We start from the raw sequence: 20799 nt of genomic DNA on the forward strand, positions 1-20799 counted from the left end.
CGCCATCAAGCCACATAGATCGTCTTGACGTTCATGAACTCATGGATGCCGTGCTCGGCCAGTTCGCGGCCGAAGCCGGAGCGCTTGATGCCGCCGAAGGGCAAGCGCACATCGCTCTTGACCACTGAGTTGACGAACGCCGCGCCGCACTGCAGCTGCTGCGCCACGCGCTCGCCGCGCTTGGGGTCGGCCGTCCACACGCTGCCACCCAGCCCGAAGCTGGTGTCATTGGCCACGCGCACCGCTTCGGCCTCGTCGGCCACCCGGATGATCGAAGCGACCGGGCCGAAGAATTCTTCGTCGTATGCCGGCATGCCGGGGGCGACGTTGTCGAGGATGGTGGCCGGATAACCGGCATGCGAGCCGGCGACCGGTTCGCCGCCCAGCAAGACCTTGGCGCCCTTCGCCACGCTGGCCTGCACCTGCTTGTGCAATTCCTCGCGCAAGTCGGCACGGGCCATTGGCGCCAGCGTGGTGCTGTCCTGCTGCGGGTCGCCCACGATGCGCTTGGCTGCCGCTGCCACGAAGCGCTCGATGAACCGGTCGGCGATCGCATCCACCACGATGAATCGCTTGGCGGCGATGCAGGTCTGCCCACTATTGTCGAAACGTGACTGCACGGCCGATGGCACGGTGTGCTCCAGATCGGCGTCTTCCAGCACCACGAAGGCATCGCTGCCGCCGAGCTCCATCACGCACTTCTTGAGCTGGTCGCCCGCATTGGCGGCCAGCGAGCGACCGGCGCGTTCGCTGCCGGTCAGCGTTACCGCAGCAATGCGGGCATCACGCAGGACATCGGCAGCCTGGTCGTTATCGATATGCAGGACATCGAACACGCCCGGCGGAATGCCGGCGGCGTCCAGCACCTCTTTCATGGCGTCAGCGCAGCGCGGCACGTTGCTGGCGTGCTTGAGCAGCGACACGTTGCCGGCCATCAGGCTTGGTGCCAGGAACCGGAACGCCTGCCACAGCGGGAAATTCCACGGCATCACTGCGAACACGCAGCCCAGCGGTTCGTAGCGCACATAGCTGGATTGCGCTTCGGTGGGAATGTCGCGCGGCGCCAGATAGTCGGCGGCGTGCTCGGCGTAGTACGCGCAGGCCTGCGCGCACTTGTCGACTTCGGCCAGGGCCTCGGCGCGCAGCTTGCCCATCTCGGCGGTCATGATGCGTTGCAGGTCCTCGCGGCGCTTGGTCAGCTCCTCGCCAATGCGGCGCAGCAAGGCGCCACGCTCGGCTAGCGGCAACGCGGCCCAGGCCGGAAATGCCTTGGCGGAAGCGGCCAGACGCGCTTCGATGGCAGCGGCGTCCAGGGTCTGCTGGGTGTGCTCGACCTGGCCGTTGGCGGGGTTGACGGTGTCGTAGGACATGACGGTCTCCTGTTGCGAGGCGGTCATGCTAGACGCCGGCAAGTTCGGGGCGCGTCACAATCGCCTGAAACTGCTGCAACACTGTGTTCGCAAGCACCACGGCCGCCAGCCACACTGGGTGCATGCAGCCGCATCGGTTTTCGAAGCAGTGCTGCCGAAGGCTTACCTGCCTCGCACGCCTCTGCACCTCGCCCCCCCCTGCTGAAGCGCTCAACCTTCGCGTTGCAACGCCAGCTGCGCATCGCGCATGCGGCGCTTTTCGCTGCGCGCCAGCAGCCACCAGCCAATCACCGCGGCAATCGACACCGCCAGCACCATCACCGTGGCCAGCGCATTGATCTTGGGGCTGATGCCCAGCCGCACCGACGAAAACACCTTGATCGGCAAGGTGGTGGAACTGGGCCCGGCCAAGAAACTGGCGATCACCACATCGTCCAGCGAAAGCGTAAAGGCCAGCAGCCAGCCCGACGCCAGGGCCGGCGCGATGATCGGCAAGGTGATCTGGAAAAACACGTTCAGCGGCGTGGCACCGAGATCCATCGCGGCTTCTTCCAGCGAGCGGTCCAGTTCCTGCAGCCGCGAAGAAATCACCACGGTCACGAACGAGACGGTGAAGGTGACATGCGCCACCCAGATCGCCACTGCGCCGCGCGGCGCGATGCCGAGCACGCCCCCCATCGACACCAGCAACAGCAGGATCGACAGACCGATGATGACTTCGGGCATCACCAACGGCGCGGTGATCAATGCGCCGAACAGGGTTTTGCCGGGAAACCGCCGCAGGCGCACCATCGCCATGGCGGCCATCGTGCCCAGCACCGTCGATGCGCAGGCCGTCCAGAACGCCACCTCCAGGCTGACCCAGGCTGCGTCGAGCAATTGCCGGTCGCGCACCAATTCGCCGTACCACTTGGTCGAAAACCCGCCCCACACCGTTGCCAGGCGCGAGGCGTTGAACGAATACACCATCAACAACAGGATCGGCAGGTACAGGAAGCCGAAACCCAGCGCGAGCACGCTGCCGCCGAGCAGGCGCCCACCGCGCGAAGCGCGCATCATGTCAGCCGCCCTTCCAGCTCACGCTGCTGGTAGCGGTGGAAGATCACGATGGGCAGCAACAGCAGCAACAGCATCACCGTGGCCACGGCCGCTGCCACCGGCCAGTCGCGGTTATTGAAGAACTCGCCCCACAGCACGCGCCCGATCATCAGGGTGTTCGGCCCGCCGAGCATTTCCGGGATGACGAACTCGCCCACCGCCGGAATCATCACCAGCATGCAGCCGGCCACGATGCCGTTGCGCGATAGGGGCAAGGTGATGCGTGCGAACGCCTGCCATGGCCGCGCCCCCAGGTCGTAGGCCGCTTCGAGCAGGCGCTGATCGTGCTTGACCAGGTTGGCGTACAGCGGCAACACCATGAACGGCAGATAGCAGTAAACGATGCCGATATAGGCGGCGATCGGCGTGTACAACAACTGCAACGGCTGCTTGATCACGCCCAGCGCCAACAGCACCTGATTGAGCACGCCATTGCCATCGAGAATGCCGATCCACGCGTATACGCGGATCAAAAACGAGGTCCACGACGGCAGCACCACCAGCATCATCGCCACGTTGCGTGTGGCCAGCGGCAGGCGCGCGATCACATACGCCATCGGATAACCGATCAACAACGCAAGCGCCGTGGAAATGGCCGCGATCTTGATCGAACTCAGGTACGCAGCCACGTACTGGCTGTCGCGCAGCAAGGCCAGATAGTTGCCCAGATGCAGTTTGAGGCTCACCGCACCGTCGGCAGCAACCGCCAATAGCGGCGTATACGGCGGCATCGCGGTGGCGCGCTCGGCGAAGGAAATCTTCAGCACGATCAAAAACGGAATCGCGAAGAACACCAGCAGCCATAGATACGGTGCGGCGATCACGCCCCAGCGCGCGCCCGGCAAGCCACGGCTAAGAGTGGCTAGCAGAACGTAGCGAGCAGCCGCCAGGGGGGCGCGGACGGCGCGCAGGAACCGCAGTGTACGAGTGGTACATGAGGATTCCGAGCACCGGCCGCGCCCCCCTGGCGGCTGCGCAGTAGTTTTGCTGGCCGCTCTCATGCGGTGAGCACCACGCCGTCGTCTTCGCCCCACCCGACCCACACGGTGTCGCCCCAGGTCAGCGCTTCGCTGGCCCAACGCTGGCGATTGGCGAAATTGGCCATCAGCTTGACCCCGCTGGGCAGGCGCACGTGGTAGACCGAGTGGCTGCCGAAATAGGCGATGTCTTCGATCACGCCCTGGGCCTTGTTGCAGGCCTGGGCCGGCTCGTCCTTGCCGATGGCGAGCTTTTCCGGGCGCAGCGCGAACGCCACTGCCTGCCCTTCGAAGCCGGTGATGCCGTGGCCGATGCGGATGCAGGCATCGAACGCCGGCGTTTTCAAGGTGACGTACTCGGGCGCGTCGTCGGCGATGAGCGCATCGATCAGATTGACCGAGCCGATGAACTCGGCCGCAAACCGGTTGGCCGGCTGCTCGTAGATTTCATCGGGCGTGCCCACCTGCTGGATCCAGCCCTGGTCCATCAGCGCGATCCGGGTGGCCATGGTCATGGCCTCTTCCTGATCGTGGGTGACCATGACGCAGGTCACGCCGGAGGTTTCGATGATGTTGACCAGTTCCAGCTGCATCTGCGAGCGCAGTTTTTTATCCAGCGCACCCATCGGTTCGTCCAGCAACAGCAGCTTGGGGCGCTTGGCCAGCGAGCGCGCCAGGGCCACGCGTTGCTGCTGCCCGCCGGAGAGCTGGTGCGGCTTGCGCTTGGCCAGCGCGCCAAGCTGCACCAGTTCGAGCATCTCGCCGACGCGGCTGGCGATCGCAGCCTTGGGCAAGCCTTCCTGCTTCAACCCGAAGGCGATGTTCTGCTCCACACTCATATGCGGAAACAGCGCGTACGACTGGAACATCATGTTGATCGGGCGCTCGTACGGCGGCAGTGCGTCGATCGGTTGACCATCCAGGACAATGCGCCCCTTGGTCGGCCGCTCGAACCCGGCAAGGCAGCGCAGCAGCGTGGATTTGCCGCTACCGGAACCACCGAGCAACGCGAAGATCTCGCCCTTGCGAATCTGCAGGCTGACGTCGTCGACCGCAACGAAGCCGTCGAACTCCTTGCGGACCGCGTCGATGCTCAGGTAGCCGCCGTCGCCAGCGGTGAGGTGGGGCTGCGGGGTGGCCTCGGGGGATGCCATTGAACCTCTCGATTGCGCATTGCATGCGCCACAACGGCCAATGCCGACCATGATGGCAAAACCCGGACGCGGCCGCGCATGGGCTGCCGCGTCACAGATTGCCCTGGCTGCTCTCAGCGCGCGTCCTGCGCCGGTGCGCTCCAGCCCAGCCCCAGACTCTTCTGCAGGGCCACGTAATTCACCAGCAACTGCACCTGCGCCTGTGCGGCAGCGTCCTGCGCCGACAACTGCTGGCGCTGCACATCCAGCAGATCGATCGATGAGGTGGCACCGGCATCGCGACGCTGCTGCATCAGCCCGGCCGAGCGCGTGGCCGAGGCTTCGGCCTGGCGTGCGACCACCAGCTGCTTGCGTGCCGAACCGAAGCGCGCCAACGCCGAATTGGCATCCTGCAAGGCAGCCAGCACGGTCCCTTCGTACGCTGCCGTACGCCCCGCATTGCCGGCACGCGCCTGCTCCACCTGCGCGCGGGTCTTGCCGAAATCGAAGATCGACCAGCGCAGCATCGGCACGGCCAATGTGGTCAGCGCGTCGGAATTGAAATCGCTTGGCGAGCCGGCGACCCAGCTCAGCCCGCCCAGCAGACTCACCTGCGGGAAGTAGCCGTTCAACGCCTCGCCGATCTGCGCGCTGGAGGCGGCCAGCTCGCGCTCGGCCTTGCGCACGTCCGGGCGCCGGCGGATCAACGCGCCGGCATCGTCCACGCGCACCTGTGTCGGCAGCATCGGCAAGGGCTGCGGCGTGCTGAGCTGGGCATCCAGCGCACCGGGCTCGCGCCCGACCATCAGGGCCAGCTGGTCCTGCGCTTCCTGCGCCTGCATTTCCAGCGGCAAGCGTTGCGCCTCCTGCTGCTGCACTTGGGTGGCGATCTGCTCGACCTGCAGGTCCGAGGCGGCGCCCTGCCCGCGACGTTGCTGCACCAGCCGTAGCGACTGGCGGATCTTGTCCAGGTTGGCATCGGCAATGGCCAGGCGCGCCTGCAAGCCGCGGTAATTGAGATAGACCTGCCCGACTTCGGCGGCCAGCTGCACCTGCGCATCGGCCAGCTCGGCTTCGGAGGCCTGTGCCTGCGCCAGCGCGCCTTCGGCGGCGCGACGGCGGCGGCCGAAGAAATCTAGCTCCCAGCTCGCATCGAAGCCGGCGCTGTAGATCTGCGTCTCTTCCAGGTTCAGCGCCTGGTTGCCGGCCGCCGGCGGCTGGCCGGGTTGACCCTGTTGCAGCCCGCCGAGCGTGTCGACAATGGTCTGCGGCGGTTCGGCGTAGGCATACACCGCGCTGGCGTTGAGCTTGGGCAGGCGCTCGGCGCGGCGTTGCTGGGCCAGCGCGCGGTTGGCACGCAGCCGCGCCTGTGCCGCGCGCAGGTTGGGGCTGTCGGCCAAGGCCTGGGTGACCAACTGGGTCAGGAGCGGGTCGTGCAGTTCCTCCCACCAATGGTTCAGCGGTGCGGCGGCGACCACGTCCGCGCCGCTGGCACGATGCAGGGCGGGTGCCTGCATCGCCGCGTCGGCAACCGCTGGCGGCTTGGTGTAGTTGGGGCCGAGCATGCAGCCGCCAAGCAGCAGCGTGCCCACCGCCGCAGCCAGCGGCATGCGGATCAGGCGCATGGAATCAGTGCATTGCAAGGTGCGCCCCCTTGGGTAACGGCTTGAGCAAAAAGGCCAGCGGAATCGTGCAGACCACGATCACGCCAAAGATCCAGAACAGGTCGCTATAGGTCATCACCAGGGACTGCTGCTGCACGACGCGGGCGAACTGGGCGATCGAGCGGGCTGCCGCCTCGCCGCCGGCACTGCCCTGCATCTGTGCGGTCAGGCCGGCCAGCGCCTCCTGTGCACGGCTGGCATTGGCGGTGATCGAGCTGCCGATGGTTTCGGTATGGAAGGTCATGCGGCGCTCCTGAAAGGTGGAGATCAGCGCCAGCCCGACCGAGCCGCCCAGGTTGCGGCCGGCATTGAACAGGCCCGAGGCATCGCCCGCCAGTTCCGGCGGCACCGACGAGATCGCCGCCTGGTTGAGCGACATCATCGCCAACGCCAGGCCGCAGCCCTGCAGCAGCTGCCCGGCGACAAAATGCGTGCCCACGGTGTCGGCAGTCAGCGACAGATTGACGAAGCAGGCAGCGGCAAAGCAGATCAGCCCGGCAATGACCAGGATGCGCACATCCACCGTTTCCAGCAGCTTGGGCATCATCGGCATCAGCAGGACGGTCGGCAGGCCGGACAGCAGTAGCACGTACCCGGCCTGCTCGGTGTTGTAGCCGGAGATCACCGCCAGGAACTGCGGAATCATGTACATGACGCCGAACAGGATCATGCCCACCGCCATGACCATGATGAAAACCGCGCCGAAGCTGCGCTGCAGCAGCAGCGACAGCCGGATCACCGGAGGGCGCCGCCGGAACTGGCTGATCACCAGGGCGATGAAGCCGCTCAACGCAAGCAGGCTCAGGGTATTGATCTCGCTGGATTCGAACCAGCGCTCGCGCTGGCCTTCTTCCAGCACCACGGTCAGCCCGCCCAGACCCGCGGTCAACCCGTAGATGCCCAGCCAATCGGCGTCGAGCAGGCCTGCCCAGTCACCCTTTTCGTGCTTGAGGCCGAGCAGCAGCAGCGCAACCAGGCCAACGCAGATCGGCACGTTGATGAAGAACGCGTAGTGCCAGCTGACGTTTTCGGTCAGCCAGCCGCCGAGCAGCGGGCCGATCACCGGGCCCATGATCACGGTCATGCCGAACAAGGCGGTGCCCATGGTCTGCTGGCTGGGCGGCAACCGCGTGGCGACGATGGTCAGCGCGGTCGGAATCAGGGCGCCGCCGGCCAGGCCCTGCCCGACGCGGCCGATGATCATCATCGAAAGCGACGTCGACAGCCCGCACACCACCGAGAACGCGGTGAACATCACCGCGCAGATCAGCAGGAAATTGCGCAGGCCCAGCGTGCGCACGAACCAGCCGGTCAGCGGGATCATGATGATCTCGGCCACCAGGTAGGCGGTGGAAATCCAGGTGCCTTCTGTACCGCTGGCGCCGACCTCGCCCTGGATGGTGGGCAGCGCGGCATTGACGATGGAAATATCCAGCGTCGCCATGAACGAGCCGATGGTGCCGGCCAGCACCGCCAGCCAGGCGCCCGGCTCGGCCTTCTCGCGCTGGGCGCTGCCGCCGGCACGCGGGCCGGTGGCGGCCGCTGCACTCATCGCGCGCGCTCCTGCTCCTGCACGCGGTCGGATTCTTCTTCGGCACGCTGCTTGGCGTCCTTGGCCGAGCGCGTGTCCACGGTGACCTCCACCGACATGCCCGGCACCAGCACCTTGCGCGCCTCTTCACCGGCCAGCACAAGGATGCGCACCGGCACACGCTGTACCACCTTGGTGAAATTGCCGGTGGCGTTTTCCGGCGGTAGCAACGCGAACTGCGAGCCGGTGCCCGGCGACAGGCTCTCGACCTTGCCGTGCAACTTCACTCCGGACAGCGCATCGACCTCGATCTCGGCCGGCTGGCCGGGACGCATCAGGCCGACCTGGGTTTCCTTGAAATTGGCAACCAGATACAGCGATTCCTGCGGCACGATGGTCATGGTGCGGGTGCCGGCGCCGAGGAACTGGCCCACCTGCACGGTCTTGTCGCCCACCCGGCCGTGGATACGGCTGGTCAGACGGGTGTCTTCCACCGCCACCCGCGCCTGGTCGGCATCGGCGGTGGCCTGTTTCACGCCGGCCTGTGCCTGTTCCAGTTGCGCGCGGCTGGCCTGGATCTGGCTCTCGCCGGCCTTGGCCTGCGCCTGCGCGGCGTCGTACTGCGCACGTGCGCGTGCCAGATCGTGCTGCAGGCTTTCCTGATGTTCGTGGGTGTCTGCGCCGGAGGCGGCCAACGGCGCGAAGCGCTTCACTTCGGCCTGGGCGAACTTGAGGCTGGCAGCAGCGGCGGTGACCTGGGTACGCGCCTGCAGCAGCGCCGATTCCTGCGCGGAGACATTGGCGGTGGCGGCGACGATATCGGCCTGGCGTGCGGCAATGGCGGCTTCGGCCTGCTGCAGGGTGGCCTGGTAGGTGCGATCGTCGATCTGCAGCAACGGCTGTCCGGCTTCCACGATCTGGTTGTCGCTCACCAGCACCTTGGTCACGTAGCCGCTGACGCGCGGTGCCACGGCCACCGAATCGGCCTGCAGATAGGCGTTGTTGGTGTCCTGCATGTAGCGGCCCTTGATCAGGTAATAGGCCAGCCACACCACCAGCAGGATCAGCACCAGCACCCCGACCAGGATCAGCGTCCACTTCACCTTGGGGTTCTTCAACGGCGAGGGCTTGGGCGCCTGCTGCTCGTCGCGCGCGCCGGCGCCCTGCGCATCCGTGGCCGAGGACTGGCCGTCATTGGACTGATGGTCGTGGTTGCTCAAAAGGATGCGTCCTGTGTGATGGGCGAGGCGCGCCACGCAGCGGCCGTCTCGGCGGCGTCGGCAATGGCGGCGCAACCATACAATTATTTGAACTGCCCGGTACAGATTGCGTGATGACCCGACCGGCCGACAACCGGCCCACCAAGTCGCGATGGTGCCATTCCTACGCAGTGCGCTTGGCCCCTGGGATGGGCCGTCGCACGGGGCAGCACTGCGCTCGGGCGCAGCACCCGCCGCCGACGCAGCCGGTCAATGCCCGGTCTTGATCTCGGTCCACAGCCGCGTGTACAGCCGGTCCACGTCCGGCGGATTGATCGCGTAGGTAAACATCTTGGCCGTCACTTCCGGCGGCGGGTAGATGGTGGGGTCGTTGCGGATCACCGCATCCACCAACGGCGTGGCCGTGCGCACCGGGTTGGCGTAATGGATGAAGTTGGTGTTGGCCGCGGCCACGTCCGGCTTCAACAGATAATTGATGAAGGCGTAGGCGTTGTCAGGGTGCTTGGCATCCTTGGGAATGGCCAGCATGTCGAACCACTGCGGCGCGCCTTCCTTCGGAATGGCGTAAGCCACCTTGATGTTGTTGCCGGCTTCCACGGCACGGTCGCGCGCCTGGATGATGTCGCCGGACCAGCCCACCGCCAGGCAGGTATTGCCGTTGGCCAGCGAGGTCACGTACTGGCTGGAGTGGAAGTTCTGCACGTACGGGCGAATGGCCTTGATCAGCGCGGCGGCCTTTTCGATCTCGGCCGGCGCCGTGCTGTGCGGATCGAGCCCGAGATAATTGAGCGCAATCGGAATCATGTCCGAAGGCGTGTCCAGGATGGTCACGCCGCAGTCCTTGAGTTTGGACAGATTCTCCGGCTTGAACACCAGATCCCAGCTGTTGGCGACATCGGTGTTGCCGAAGATCGCCTTGAGCTTGTCGACGTTGTAGCCGATGCCGGTGGTGCCGATCATGTACGGCACGCCATAGGCATTGTTCGGGTCCTGCGCGGCGATGCGGCGCATCACGTCCGGATCCAGATTGACCAGATTGGGGATCTTGCTCTTGTCCAGCGGCAGGAAGACGCCGGCCTGGATCTGCCGGCCGAAGAAGTTCAGCGTGGGCACCACCACATCGTAATCGCTGCCGCCGGCCAGCAACTTGGTTTCCACCATTTCGTCGCTGTCGAAGACGTCGTAGGTGACCTTGATGCCGGTGCTCTTTTCGAACCCGGGAATGGTGTCCTCGGCGATGTAATCGGAATAGTTGTAGACGTTGAGCACCTTGGCCTGCGCGTCGGTCTTGCCGGGCGCGCCAGCGCCGCCACAGCCGGACAACAGGGTGATGGACAGCGTCAGGGCGAGCAGTCGCAGCGTCATGTGGGTCTCCAGGCAGCACGATGGGGCGGCCGGTATCGAATCCGGTCTCTTCCCAGCCTACTCACCACGCCCGGGTTTGCCCAGCGCAGCGGGACCGGCACGGACCGACCTTGCCGGCTGACCAGCGCGGCAGCCGCCACGAAGGCACCGCTGCGCGCATGCGTGCTCACCGACCTCGTCACTGCCCGCTGCCGTGCGGTGGGACGGCTTGTGCAGGAGCTATCGACCCAAGGCCTGCGCGGTGTCGTCCAGCGCGGCCCAGGCCTTGTCGAACAGTTCGTCGACCTGCTCCCGGGTAATGATCAACGGCGGCGACAGCAGCATGGCATCGTAGGTCGCGCGCAGGATCAGCCCGCGGCGCAGCGCGAAATCGCGACACATCGCCCCTACCCGCCCGCGCCCGGGGAAATACGCACCACGGCGCTGCTTGTCCGGCACCAGCTCCAGCGCCCCGACCAGCCCGGCGATGCGTGCCTCGCCCACCAACCGGTGCTCGCCCAGGGCGGCCCAGCGCTGCGCCAGGTACGGCGCAACCTGCGTGCGCGCGGTCTCGACAATGCCCTCGTCCTGCAGCAGGCGCAGGTTTTCCAGCGCCACCGCCGCGCACACCGGATGCCCGGCATAGGTACCACCGTGCGCCAGCTCGCCGCCTTGGGTCTTGAGCACGCCGGCCACGCGGTCGTTGAACATGGCTGCCGCCAGCGGGATGTAGCCGGAGGTGATGCCTTTGGCCAGCGTCATCACGTCAGGCTGGAAGCCGAAGTACTCCGCACCGAACCACTCGCCGGTGCGGCCGAAACCGCAGATCACTTCATCGGCGACCAGCAGGACGTCGTAGCGCCGACAAATCCGCTCGATTTCCGGCCAGTAACTGCGCGGTGGGATATAGACGCCGATCGCGCCCATGATCGGCTCACCGATGAACGCAGCCACATGTTCGGGGCCGAGTTCCAGAATCTTGTCCTCCAGACGACGTGCCGCCAGCAACCCGTAGTCCTCCGGATCCATCTGCCCGCCATCGCCGAAGTGATACGGCGGTGCGATGTGATGGATATCGGCAATCGGCAACCCGCCCTGCCGGTGCATCCCCTTCATGCCGCCCAGGCTGGCGCCGGCCATGGTGGTGCCGTGATAGCCATCGTGGCGGCCGATGAAGATGCGTTTTTGCGGCTGCCCCTGCACGGCCCAGAAATGCCGCACCAGGCGCAGGATGGTGTCGTTGGCCTCGGACCCGGAGTTGGCGAAGAACGCATGATTCAAATCGCCCGGCGCCAACGCCGCCAGCTTGGCCGCCAGCCGGATGGTGGGTTCGGTGGTGCACTGGAAGAAGCTGTTGTAGTAGGCCAGCTGCTCCATCTGACGCGCCGCTGCCTGCGCCAGTTCCTTGCGCCCGTAGCCGACATTGACGCACCACAGTCCGCCGAACGCATCCAGAAACTGATTGCCGTCGGCATCCCACACGTACACGCCCTCACCGCGCGTCAGGATGCGCGTGCCCTTGTGCGCCAATGCCGCGTTGTCGTTGAACGGATGCAGATGATGGGCGGCGTCGAGCCGCTGCAACGCCTTGAGCACCGAAGGATCCACGACCTGCTCCGCGCGTGAGGGGTTACAAGCATACCCAGGCCCTGTTGCCGGACCGTGGACGGTTTTGCAGAACGCCCGGCTAATCGCTTGCACACCGGGCAGGCAGCTTGGCCGCGAGAACTTCCGTTGCCGCCGAGGTCGCCCTCATCCATCCTTCGGGCATTTTCTCCCGGGAGGAGAAGGAACACAGCACGCGCGTGAGATGCAAGAACGCCTCACACATTCAACAACAAGAACTCCCGTTCCCACGAACTGATGACCCGGAAAAACGTCTCGTACTCTTTCCGCTTCACCGAGATGTATGCACGCACGAACCGCCGCCCCAACATCTCCTGCAACGCCTCGCAGCCTTCCAGTTCATCCAGCGCTTCGCCCAGCGAGCGCGGCAAATCGTAGCCCTGCTCCTTGCCATTGCTGCTGATCGGCGCGGTCGGTTCGAGCTTTTCGCCGATCCCCAATAACCCGCAGGCCAAGGTCGCTGCCATAGCCAGATACGGGTTGGCGTCGGAGCCGGCAAAGCGGCTTTCCACCCGCATGTTCTGCGGCGCATCGATGGGCACGCGCAGCCCGCAGGTGCGGTTGTCGAAGCCCCACAGCACATTGCTCGGCGACACCTCGCCGAACATCAACCGCCGGTATGAATTGACGTTGGGCGCCAGCAGGCCCATCGCCATCGGAATGTATTTCTGCAAGCCGCCCAGATAATGCGCGAAGGTATCGCTGAAACCGCCCTCGCGCTTGCCGCTGAACACGTTCTTGCAGGTGCCGGCATGCAACAGGCTCTGGTGGATATGCATCGCACTGCCTGGCTCGGTTTCCATTGGTTTGGCCAGGAACGTGGCATACACACCGTGCCGTAGCGCGGCTTCGCGCATGGTGCGCTTGAACAGGAACACCTGGTCCGCGCGCGACATCGGGTCGGCATGGGTGAAGTTGACTTCCAACTGCGCGGCGCCGGATTCGTGGATCAGCGTGTCCACGTCCAGCTCCATCGCATCGCAGTAGTCGTACATCAGGTCCAGGATGGGGTCGAACTCGTTGACCGCGTCGATCGAGTACGACTGCCGCGCCGTTTCCGGCCGCCCGGAGCGCCCTGCCGGCGGCAGCAACGGGAAGTCGGGGTCGGTATTTTTCTGCACCAGGAAGAACTCCAGCTCCGGTGCCACCACCGGTTGCAGCTTGGCCTGGGCATAGGCGTCCAGCACGCGGCGCAGCACGTTGCGCGGGGCAAGTTCGTGCGGCTGGCCATCCTTGGTATAGCAGTCGTGGATGACCTGCGCGGTGGGGTCGGCCGCCCACGGCACCATGCGCACGGTGCTGGCATCCGGGCGCAGATGCATGTCCGAATCCGACGGTGAGGTGAGCGCGTAATAATCGTCGGGGAAATCGCCGGTCACGGTGGTGGCGAAGATGCCTTCCGGCAGGCGCGTCCCGTACTCATGCGAGAACTTGTCGGCGGGAATGATCTTGCCGCGCGCGTTGCCGGTAATGTCCGGCACCAGGCATTCCACCTCGGTGATGCTGCGCTCTTTCAGCCAGCGGCGCAGCGCGCTCTCCGGCTGCTTGGACGGGGTCTTGCGCGAACGCGTGCGGATGGACATGCAACCTCACTTGCCGCGTCGCGCGGCGTATTGGCGACAGGCCTCGCCGAAGGCCTGAAAGATGGCACGGTAGAACGGATGCTGTGTGACACGCCATTCCGGATGCCATTGCACTGCCAGCAGAAACCCCGGGCCGGAGCCGCGGAACGCTTCGATCAGCCCGTCCGGCGCGGTGGCTTCGATCAGCAAGCCCTCAGCCAGCGTGGCAATGCCCTGCCCGTGCAGGGAATTGACCCAGACCTGGGCGCTATCGCTCATGCCCGCCAGCCAGCCGCCGGGATGCAGGTGCACCACATGCGCCGGGCCATATTGCATGTCTATCGGTGTGCCGCGGTCTTCCCGGTGGTCGGCCAGGCCGGGCACGTCGTGCACGCGCTGATGCAGGCGCCCGCCCAGTGCCACATTGACCTCCTGCAGCCCGCGGCAGATCGCCAGCACCGGCAGGCCACGCGCGAGCGCCTGCGGGATGAGCGCGAGGCTGGTGGCATCGCGCGCCGGGTCGTGCGGGTTTCCTTCCCAGCTGGGCTCGTCGCTGTAGTGATGCGGCTCCACATTGCTGACCGCTCCAGTCAACAACAGCCCATCCAGCCGCTCCAGCCACGCGCCTGCATCCAATGCCGGCTGCAGGCTGGGCAACAGCACCGGCATCGCAGCGGCTGCCTCGACCACCGCGCGGATGTACTTCTCGCCGGCAGCCAGAAACGGATGAGGCCCTTGCAGGATGCGATCGGTCGGCAGGCCGACCAGCGGAACGACTGCCATGCGCGAAATCCGATACGTTCGGTGGAACGTCGATACGCTCGAAGTTACCGCGCCATTGCCGGCATTGCCAAGCGTGCCACTGCGCTTGCGATTACTCACGCGCGCTTTGCTACGCTGGGCGGCGACTTCGCAGGTGTTGCCCATGGCTTCCGAAAACTCCATCGCCTCCCTGCCGGCTGCCGATGCCCACACCCTCTCTCGCATCGCCGGGTGCGAGTCTGTCGATCTGTGATTGCCCGACACCAACGGCGTGCTGCGCGGCAAGCGGGTGACCGCCGAGGCCCTGGGCAAGGTGTATCGCGAGGGCGTGTGCCTGCCGATGTCGCTGATCGCCACCGACATCACCGGCAACACGGTGGAAGAGACCGGGCTTGGCTACGCGATCGGCGACGCCGACCGCATCTGCCGGCCGATCGAAGGCTCGCTACGCCCGGTGCCCTGGGCGCCAAGGCCGATGGCGCAACTGCTGCTGGCAATGCATACCCCCGAAGGCGCGCTGTTCGAAGTCGCCCCGCGTGCGGTGTTGCAGCGCGTGTTGCAGGGGTTTGGCGCACTCGCCCTGACCCCGGTCATCGCAGTGGAGCTGGAGTTTTACCTGTTCGACGCCATCGCCGATGCACAGGGGCGCCCGCAGACCCCGCGCGACCCGATCACCGGCGAACGCAGTGACAGCACGCAGGTGTATTCGCTGCAGGATCTGGACGACCAGCGTGGTTTTACCGATGCGGTCACCGCCGCTTGCAGACAGCAAGGCATTCCGGCCGACACCGCCGTGGCCGAGTACGCTCCCGGCCAGTTCGAAATCAATCTGCACCACCGTGCCGATGCGGTGGCCGCCTGCGACGAGGCGATTCTGCTCAAGCGCACCATCAAAGCCATTGCGCAGCAGCAGGGCAAGCTGGCCAGCTTCATGGCCAAGCCTTTCCCCGGCCAGGCCGGCAGCGGCCTGCATCTGCATGTGAGCCTGCTCGATGCCGCCGGGCACAACGTGCTGGCCAGCGCCGCCGACGCGCCTGCGCAGCCGCTACGCCACGCCATCGCCGGGCTGCAGCGGCATGCGGATGCCTCGCTCCTGATGTTCGCCCCGCATGCCAACAGCTATCGCCGCTTCGTCAGCAACGCGTTCGTGCCACTGGATGCAAGCTGGGGTTTCAACAACCGCACCGTGGCGCTGCGCATCCCGCACAGCGATGCGCACAACACCCGCATCGAACACCGCATTGCCGGTGCCGATGCCAACCCGTATCTGGCCGCTGCAGCCGTGCTGGCCGCGATGCTGGACGGCCTGCGGCAGCCGGCCGAACCCACCGCGGCGGTCACCGGCAATGCGTACGCGCAGTCGGTGTTCACCCCGCGCAGCTGGCAAGGCGCGGTGGATGCGTTCGTCGGCAGCGACTTCATCGCCGAGCAGTTCGGCATGCAGTTCCAGCACGTATTCGGCCAGCAGAAGCAACGCGAGCTGCTCGACTACCAGGCGCAGGTCCCCGACCTGGATTACGCGCGGTACCTGCGCACCGTGTGATGGCTTCCCCCCACGCGCCACCGCCGCACAGCGATTCAGCGGGCAATGGGTATCCGGACAGCTGGTACGCACGCAGCACGCCGGGCCTGCCCCAACAACCGCGCCTGCAAGGCGCCGAGCACGCCGACGTCTGCATTCTCGGCGGTGGCTATACCGGCCTCGCCGCCGCGCTGGCGCTGGCCGAGGCCGGTTACGCCGTCATCGTGCTGGAAGCCCGGCGTGTGGGCTGGGGCGCGTCCGGGCGCAATGGCGGCCAAGCCATCGTTGGCTATGGGTGCGAGCAGGAAACGCTGGAAGCGCTGGTCGGCAACGACGATGCTCGCCTGTTGTTCGATTTCTCGCGCGACGGCATGCGCCTGCTGCGCGAGCGCATCGCGCGCCATGCCATCGCCTGCGACTGGCGCGACGGCCACGCGCATGTGCCGCTGAAGCCGCGTCAGGTGCAGGCGCTGCAACACGGCATCGTGCGCATGGCCGAACGCTACGACTACCCGCTGCAATGGTGGGACCGCGCACGCACCCGCCAGGTGCTGGACAGCCCGCTGTACCTGGGCGCCATGTTCGACCCTGCCAGCGGCCATCTGCAGCCGCTGGCCTATGCACTGGGCCTGGCGCGGGCCGCGCTGGCCGCCGGCGTGCGCATCTACGAGGACTCGGCCGTGACCAGGCAGCGGCCCGGCGCGCGCGTGGTGATGCATACCGCCCACGGCAACGTGACTGCCGCGTTCGGTGTGATCGCCGGCAATGCACTGCTGCGCGGCATCGCCCCGACGCTGGAGCAGCGCATCATGCCGGTCGGCACCTATGTCGGCGCCACGCCGCCGCTGGGCCAGGCGCGTGCACGCGCCCTGATCGCCAACGACATGGCGGTGGCCGATACCAACTGGGCACTGGATTACTATCGGCTCAGTGCCGATCACCGCCTGCTGTTCGGTGGGCGCGCCAGTTACTCCTCGCGTCCGCCTGCGGGCTTGCAGCGCCTGATGACCCAGCGCATGCATACGGTATTCCCGCAGCTGCACGACGTGCCGCTGGAAACGCTGTGGGGCGGCTACGTGGACATCTCGCGCAACCGTGCGCCGCACTGGGGCCGGCTGGCGCCCAATCTGTACTTCGCACAGGGCTTTTCCGGACATGGCGTGGCGGCCACCGGCCTGGCCGGCCAGGTCATTGCCGAGGCCATCGCCGGCCAGAGCCGGCGCCTGGACGTGTTCGAACGCATTCCGCACCGCCCGTTCCCCGGCGGGCGGCGGCTACGGACCCCGCTACTGGTGGCGGCGATGAGCTGGTATCGGCTGCGCGATGCGCTGTGGTGAGCGCCACGCTTTGGAACGTGGTGCTCAAGTTTTGGCGAGCAGGGCCGTTAGCTGACCTGACGGTTCGATCCAGACGGCCAGCCGATGTCCCCAGGTACCCTACATCGCAATAGTGAAAGTGCAGTCCTGCCGCAGCGCGTGCTGTTGGTGGAGAACTCGCGCACGTTCACCAGCATGCTGCGCGAAGCCATCGAGCAACGCGTGGAACTCCCGGTCACGGTCGTCTCGACCCTGGCCGAAGCCGCGCGCGTGCTCGACGAAGAGGACGGCTGGTTCCTGGTCCTCACCGGCCTGGTACTGGTGGACGGCGACCGCGACAAGGTTGTGGAATTCTTTCTCTCGCGCAAACTGCCCACCGTGGTGGTCAGCGGCGTGTACGACGAAGACCTGCGCCAGCGCGTGCTGCAGCAGCAGATCATCGATTACGTGCTGAAAAATGCACCGGGCAGCATCGAATACCTGGCATGGCTGGTGCAGCGCCTGGAGCGCAATCGCCGGATCGCCGCCCTGGTGGTGGACGACTCGCTGTCGGCACGCACCTATGCCGGCGCGCTGCTGTCCATGTACGGCTACCGCGTGGTGCTGGCGGCCGACGGCGCTGCCGGACTGGACGCCATCGAACGCGACCCCGGCATCCGCCTGACCATCGTCGACCAGGAAATGCCTGGGATGGATGGCGTGGAATTCACCCGCCGGCTGCGCGCGATCCGCTCGCGTGACAAGGTGGCGGTGATCGGCATTTCCGGCAATAGCGATTCGTCGCTGATTCCGCGTTTCCTGAAGAACGGCGCCAACGACTTCCTGCGCAAACCCTTCTCGCGCGAAGAATTCTTCTGCCGCGTATCGCAAAACGTGGACCAGTTGGAACTGATCGGCACGCTGCAGGATCTGGCCACCCGCGACTTCCTCACCGGCCTGCCCAACCGGCGCTACTTTCTGGAACAGAGCCAGCGCGTCATTCCCAAGCTGCTGTTGCAGGACCAGACGGTGACCGCGGCGATGGTGGATATCGACCATTTCAAGCACATCAACGACACCTGGGGCCACGAAGCCGGCGACCAGGCGTTGCGTGCGGTGGCCGCTTCGGTGTCCGGGCATGCGCGGCCGCAAGACCTGGTCGCACGCTTCGGCGGCGAAGAGTTCTGCCTGCTGGTGCCCGGGCTGGATGCGGCCAATGCCACCAGCTATTTCGAAACCCTGCGCGAACGCATCAGCGCCTTGCGCGTGCGCGTGGGAGACGAGACGTTGAGCATGACGGTGAGCATCGGCGTATGCATCGCCAGCGAAAGCGACCAATCGCTGCATTACCTGCTGAACGAAGCGGACAAGCACCTGTATCTGGCCAAGGCCGGCGGCCGTAACCAGGTGCGTCTGGCAAGCTGATCCAGCGTCGCCTGCAGGCCCAAGCGACGCGTGCGGATGACGCGCCTGCCGACATGCCTTGATCCAGATCAACGCACTGCCGGCGCGCGCGGCTTACCGTATGCCCATCGCATTGGGCAAGGTACTTCGATGGCACTGCTGGTCTGGCAGGACGACCTCAACACCGGGATCGAGGTCATCGATCATCAACACCGGCGCATTGTGGACATGATCAATCAGCTGCATGTTGCGCAGACCAGTCTGCAGCAACTGGCAGTGGCGGAGGTGATCGACGAACTGATCGATTACACGCTCTCGCACTTCGCCTTCGAAGAAGAACTGATGCAGAAAGCCGGCTATCCCTTCAGCCAGGCGCACCAGCGCGTGCATGCGGTGTTCGGCAAGCGTGTCGGCGAATACCGCCTGCGCTTCCAGGCCGGCGAAGACGTCAGCGACGAACTGCGCAACATGCTCTCACGCTGGCTGTTCAACCATATTCGCGGTGACGATCAGGCCTACGCACCACAGGTGATCGCACACCTGGACCGGTTTTCGCGCACACATCAGCATGGTGGCTGGCTGGGCCGCACGCTCAAGCGGATCTTCGGCTAGCAGCCAGATCAACGCCTCGGCTCTGCAGCAGCGCACCGAAGCGCGCACGCCATCGCGTCATCGTGGGCCGCCGCGTTGCTGCACGATCGCAGACTCCATCAACCGTTGCGATCTGCCGCTCAGCGACGCCAGCGCCGCGCCACGACCAGCGCCATCAGGCTCAGCACGGCCGCCCCGCCCAGGTAATACCCTACCGATTGCACGCCGTAACTGGCCGCCAGTTGCGTGGCCACGTAGGGCGCCGGCGCCGCGCCCAGGATGCTGGCCAGATTGAACGACAGCGATGCGCCGGTGTAGCGCACCTCGGTGGGATACAGCTCGGCCAGCAACGTGCCGCAGGGACCATAGGTCAGGCCCATGAAGAAAAATCCCAGCGACAGGAACGCCAGCACCTGCAACGGGTGACTGGCCTGAAACAGCGGCGCAAACGCCAGGCCGAATGCCACGATGGCGATGCTGGCCAGCATCATCGCCAGCGGCGCGCCGTGCCGGTCGCCAAACTTGGCCGACAGCGGAATGCCGAGCGCAAAAAATACGATGCCGGCCATCTGCAACAACAGGAATTGTTCCTTGTCGTAGCCCAGCGTCTTGGTGCCATAGCCGAGCGCGAACACCGTCATCAGATAAAACAGCACGAAGGTGGCGAACGCGCCCAGCGTGCCGACAATCAGCGCCGGCCAATGCTGCGCGACCACGGTGCCCAGCGGCAGCCGGACACGCGTCTTGCGGTCCAGCGTCTTCTGGAAATCGGGCGTCTCGGTGATGCTCAGGCGCACCCACAGCCCCGTCAGGACCAGCAATGCACTGGCCAGAAACGGCACGCGCCATCCCCACTGCATGAACTGCGCATCGTCCAGCACTGCGCCCATGCCCAGAAAGGTGCCGGTGGACAACAAGAACCCCAGCGGCGCGCCCAGTTGCGGAAACATGCCGTACCACACCCGCTTGCCCGGCGGCGCGTTCTCGGTGGCCAGCAGCACCGCCCCGCCCCACTCGCCGCCCAGGCCCAACCCCTGGCCGAAGCGGCATAACGCCAGCAACGCAGGCGCAAACACGCCGATCTGCGCGTAACTGGGCAGCAGGCCGATGGCCACGGTGGACAAACCCATCGTCAGCAGCGCTGCCACCAGCGTGGCCTTGCGCCCTACCCGGTCGCCGAAGTGACCGAACACCGCCGAGCCCACCGGCCGCGCAACAAACGCGACCGCAAAGGTCGCCAACGACTGCAGCATCGCCGCACTGCCATCGCCGGCGGGAAAGAACAGCGTGGGAAACACCAGCACTGCGGCGGTGGCGTAGATATAGAAATCGAAGAACTCGATGGTGGTGCCGATCAGGCTGGCGAATAGCACGCGCGCAGGTGAATTGGTGGGTGCGGCAAGCGGCGCAGCGGCAGTCATGGTTGATCGGCATCCGGGAAGCAAGACGGCCGATTCTGGCAGATCGCGGCACTGCTTTGCGCAGGCCAGGCGGGAGCAAAAAGTTGCAGGCGTGACCGACGGTGCTGTGGATCGCGCCCGACTCGTCTTGGAGCAGACGCGTTCGCAGAGGAGAGGTGTCCGGCAACGCGTAGCCGGAGATCGTCAACTGCTCAGCCTGCAAGGTGCGAGGTCTTGGCGTTTGCTGCAGGCCCTTGCGCGCCCACCATCGCAGGACACGCCGCAGGTACGCACTTGTAG

General features: G+C 65.9%; 15 protein-coding genes, 1 other RNA gene and 1 pseudogene. 4 read left to right on the plus strand and 13 right to left on the minus strand.

Annotated features, from left to right (window positions below; genetic code table 11):
- Positions 1-5: 5 nt before the first annotated feature.
- The 12 genes from ACCQ15_RS12685 to ACCQ15_RS12740 all read right to left on the minus strand — a co-directional run bounded on the left by ACCQ15_RS12685 (position 6) and on the right by ACCQ15_RS12740 (position 14308).
- Positions 6-1397, minus strand: coding sequence for an NAD-dependent succinate-semialdehyde dehydrogenase (locus tag ACCQ15_RS12685; protein ID WP_170811214.1), 1392 nt, complete (start codon positions 1395-1397; stop codon positions 6-8).
- A 183-nt stretch (positions 1398-1580) separates the two neighbouring features.
- Positions 1581-2429 (minus strand): ABC transporter permease subunit, encoded by an 849-nt coding sequence (locus ACCQ15_RS12690; RefSeq protein WP_011347786.1) that lies wholly within the window; start codon positions 2427-2429, stop codon positions 1581-1583.
- Positions 2426-3337 (minus strand): ABC transporter permease subunit, encoded by a 912-nt coding sequence (locus ACCQ15_RS12695; RefSeq protein ID WP_029819636.1) that lies wholly within the window; start codon positions 3335-3337, stop codon positions 2426-2428. The genes ACCQ15_RS12690 and ACCQ15_RS12695 overlap by 4 nt, the downstream gene beginning before the upstream one ends.
- Positions 3329-3404: non-coding RNA, sX9 sRNA (locus ACCQ15_RS12700), on the minus strand. The genes ACCQ15_RS12695 and ACCQ15_RS12700 overlap by 9 nt, the downstream gene beginning before the upstream one ends.
- Positions 3405-3465: 61 nt before the next feature.
- Positions 3466-4599, minus strand: coding sequence for an ABC transporter ATP-binding protein (locus tag ACCQ15_RS12705; protein ID WP_008571333.1), 1134 nt, complete (start codon positions 4597-4599; stop codon positions 3466-3468).
- 113 nt (positions 4600-4712) lie between these two features.
- Complete coding sequence (locus ACCQ15_RS12710) at positions 4713-6203, minus strand: efflux transporter outer membrane subunit (RefSeq protein ID WP_372380623.1); 1491 nt, start codon at positions 6201-6203, stop codon at positions 4713-4715.
- Positions 6204-6207: 4 nt separating this feature from the next.
- Positions 6208-7794 carry an MDR family MFS transporter gene (locus ACCQ15_RS12715; RefSeq protein WP_008571335.1) on the minus strand — a complete coding sequence of 529 codons (1587 nt, stop codon included), beginning with the start codon at positions 7792-7794 and terminating at the stop codon, positions 6208-6210.
- Positions 7791-8993 carry an HlyD family secretion protein gene (locus ACCQ15_RS12720; RefSeq protein ID WP_372380624.1) on the minus strand — a complete coding sequence of 401 codons (1203 nt, stop codon included), beginning with the start codon at positions 8991-8993 and terminating at the stop codon, positions 7791-7793. The genes ACCQ15_RS12715 and ACCQ15_RS12720 overlap by 4 nt, the downstream gene beginning before the upstream one ends.
- A gap of 249 nt (positions 8994-9242) precedes the next feature.
- On the minus strand, positions 9243-10358 hold the full coding sequence (locus ACCQ15_RS12725; protein WP_008571338.1) for a polyamine ABC transporter substrate-binding protein: 1116 nt from the start codon (positions 10356-10358) through the stop codon (positions 9243-9245).
- A 219-nt stretch (positions 10359-10577) separates the two neighbouring features.
- Positions 10578-11945 carry an aspartate aminotransferase family protein gene (locus ACCQ15_RS12730; protein ID WP_136732657.1) on the minus strand — a complete coding sequence of 456 codons (1368 nt, stop codon included), beginning with the start codon at positions 11943-11945 and terminating at the stop codon, positions 10578-10580.
- Between the two features lie 215 nt (positions 11946-12160).
- The gene (locus ACCQ15_RS12735; protein ID WP_372380625.1) at positions 12161-13546 is read right to left on the minus strand and encodes a glutamine synthetase family protein; all 1386 of its coding nucleotides are present in this window, start codon (positions 13544-13546) and stop codon (positions 12161-12163) included.
- Between the two features lie 6 nt (positions 13547-13552).
- Positions 13553-14308 carry a gamma-glutamyl-gamma-aminobutyrate hydrolase family protein gene (locus tag ACCQ15_RS12740; protein WP_014090405.1) on the minus strand — a complete coding sequence of 252 codons (756 nt, stop codon included), beginning with the start codon at positions 14306-14308 and terminating at the stop codon, positions 13553-13555.
- 142 nt (positions 14309-14450) lie between these two features.
- On the opposite strand from ACCQ15_RS12740, the pseudogene ACCQ15_RS12745 reads away from it, so the two are divergent.
- The 4 genes and pseudogenes from ACCQ15_RS12745 (at position 14451) to ACCQ15_RS12760 (ending at position 19120) form a co-directional block, all read left to right on the plus strand.
- A pseudogene (locus tag ACCQ15_RS12745) lies at positions 14451-15830 on the plus strand (glutamine synthetase family protein).
- Positions 15827-17146, plus strand: a complete 1320-nt coding sequence (locus ACCQ15_RS12750; RefSeq protein WP_011347796.1) for an NAD(P)/FAD-dependent oxidoreductase — start codon at positions 15827-15829, stop codon at positions 17144-17146. Before ACCQ15_RS12745 ends, ACCQ15_RS12750 begins: the two are co-directional and overlap by 4 nt.
- Before the next feature lie 84 nt (positions 17147-17230).
- Positions 17231-18529: a diguanylate cyclase gene (locus ACCQ15_RS12755; protein WP_011347797.1), complete on the plus strand. Its 1299-nt coding sequence runs from the start codon at positions 17231-17233 to the stop codon at positions 18527-18529.
- Between the two features lie 129 nt (positions 18530-18658).
- Entirely contained in the window at positions 18659-19120 is a 462-nt protein-coding gene (locus tag ACCQ15_RS12760; RefSeq protein ID WP_372380626.1) for a bacteriohemerythrin, read from the plus strand.
- Between the two features lie 119 nt (positions 19121-19239).
- Here the strand turns inward: ACCQ15_RS12760 and ACCQ15_RS12765 are convergent, their stop codons facing one another.
- Entirely contained in the window at positions 19240-20520 is a 1281-nt protein-coding gene (locus ACCQ15_RS12765) for an MFS transporter (protein WP_029819642.1), read from the minus strand.
- Positions 20521-20799 lie beyond the last annotated feature (279 nt).

Source organism: Xanthomonas sp. NCPPB 1754, from assembly GCF_041475725.2.
Lineage (GTDB): Bacteria > Pseudomonadota > Gammaproteobacteria > Xanthomonadales > Xanthomonadaceae > Xanthomonas > Xanthomonas euvesicatoria.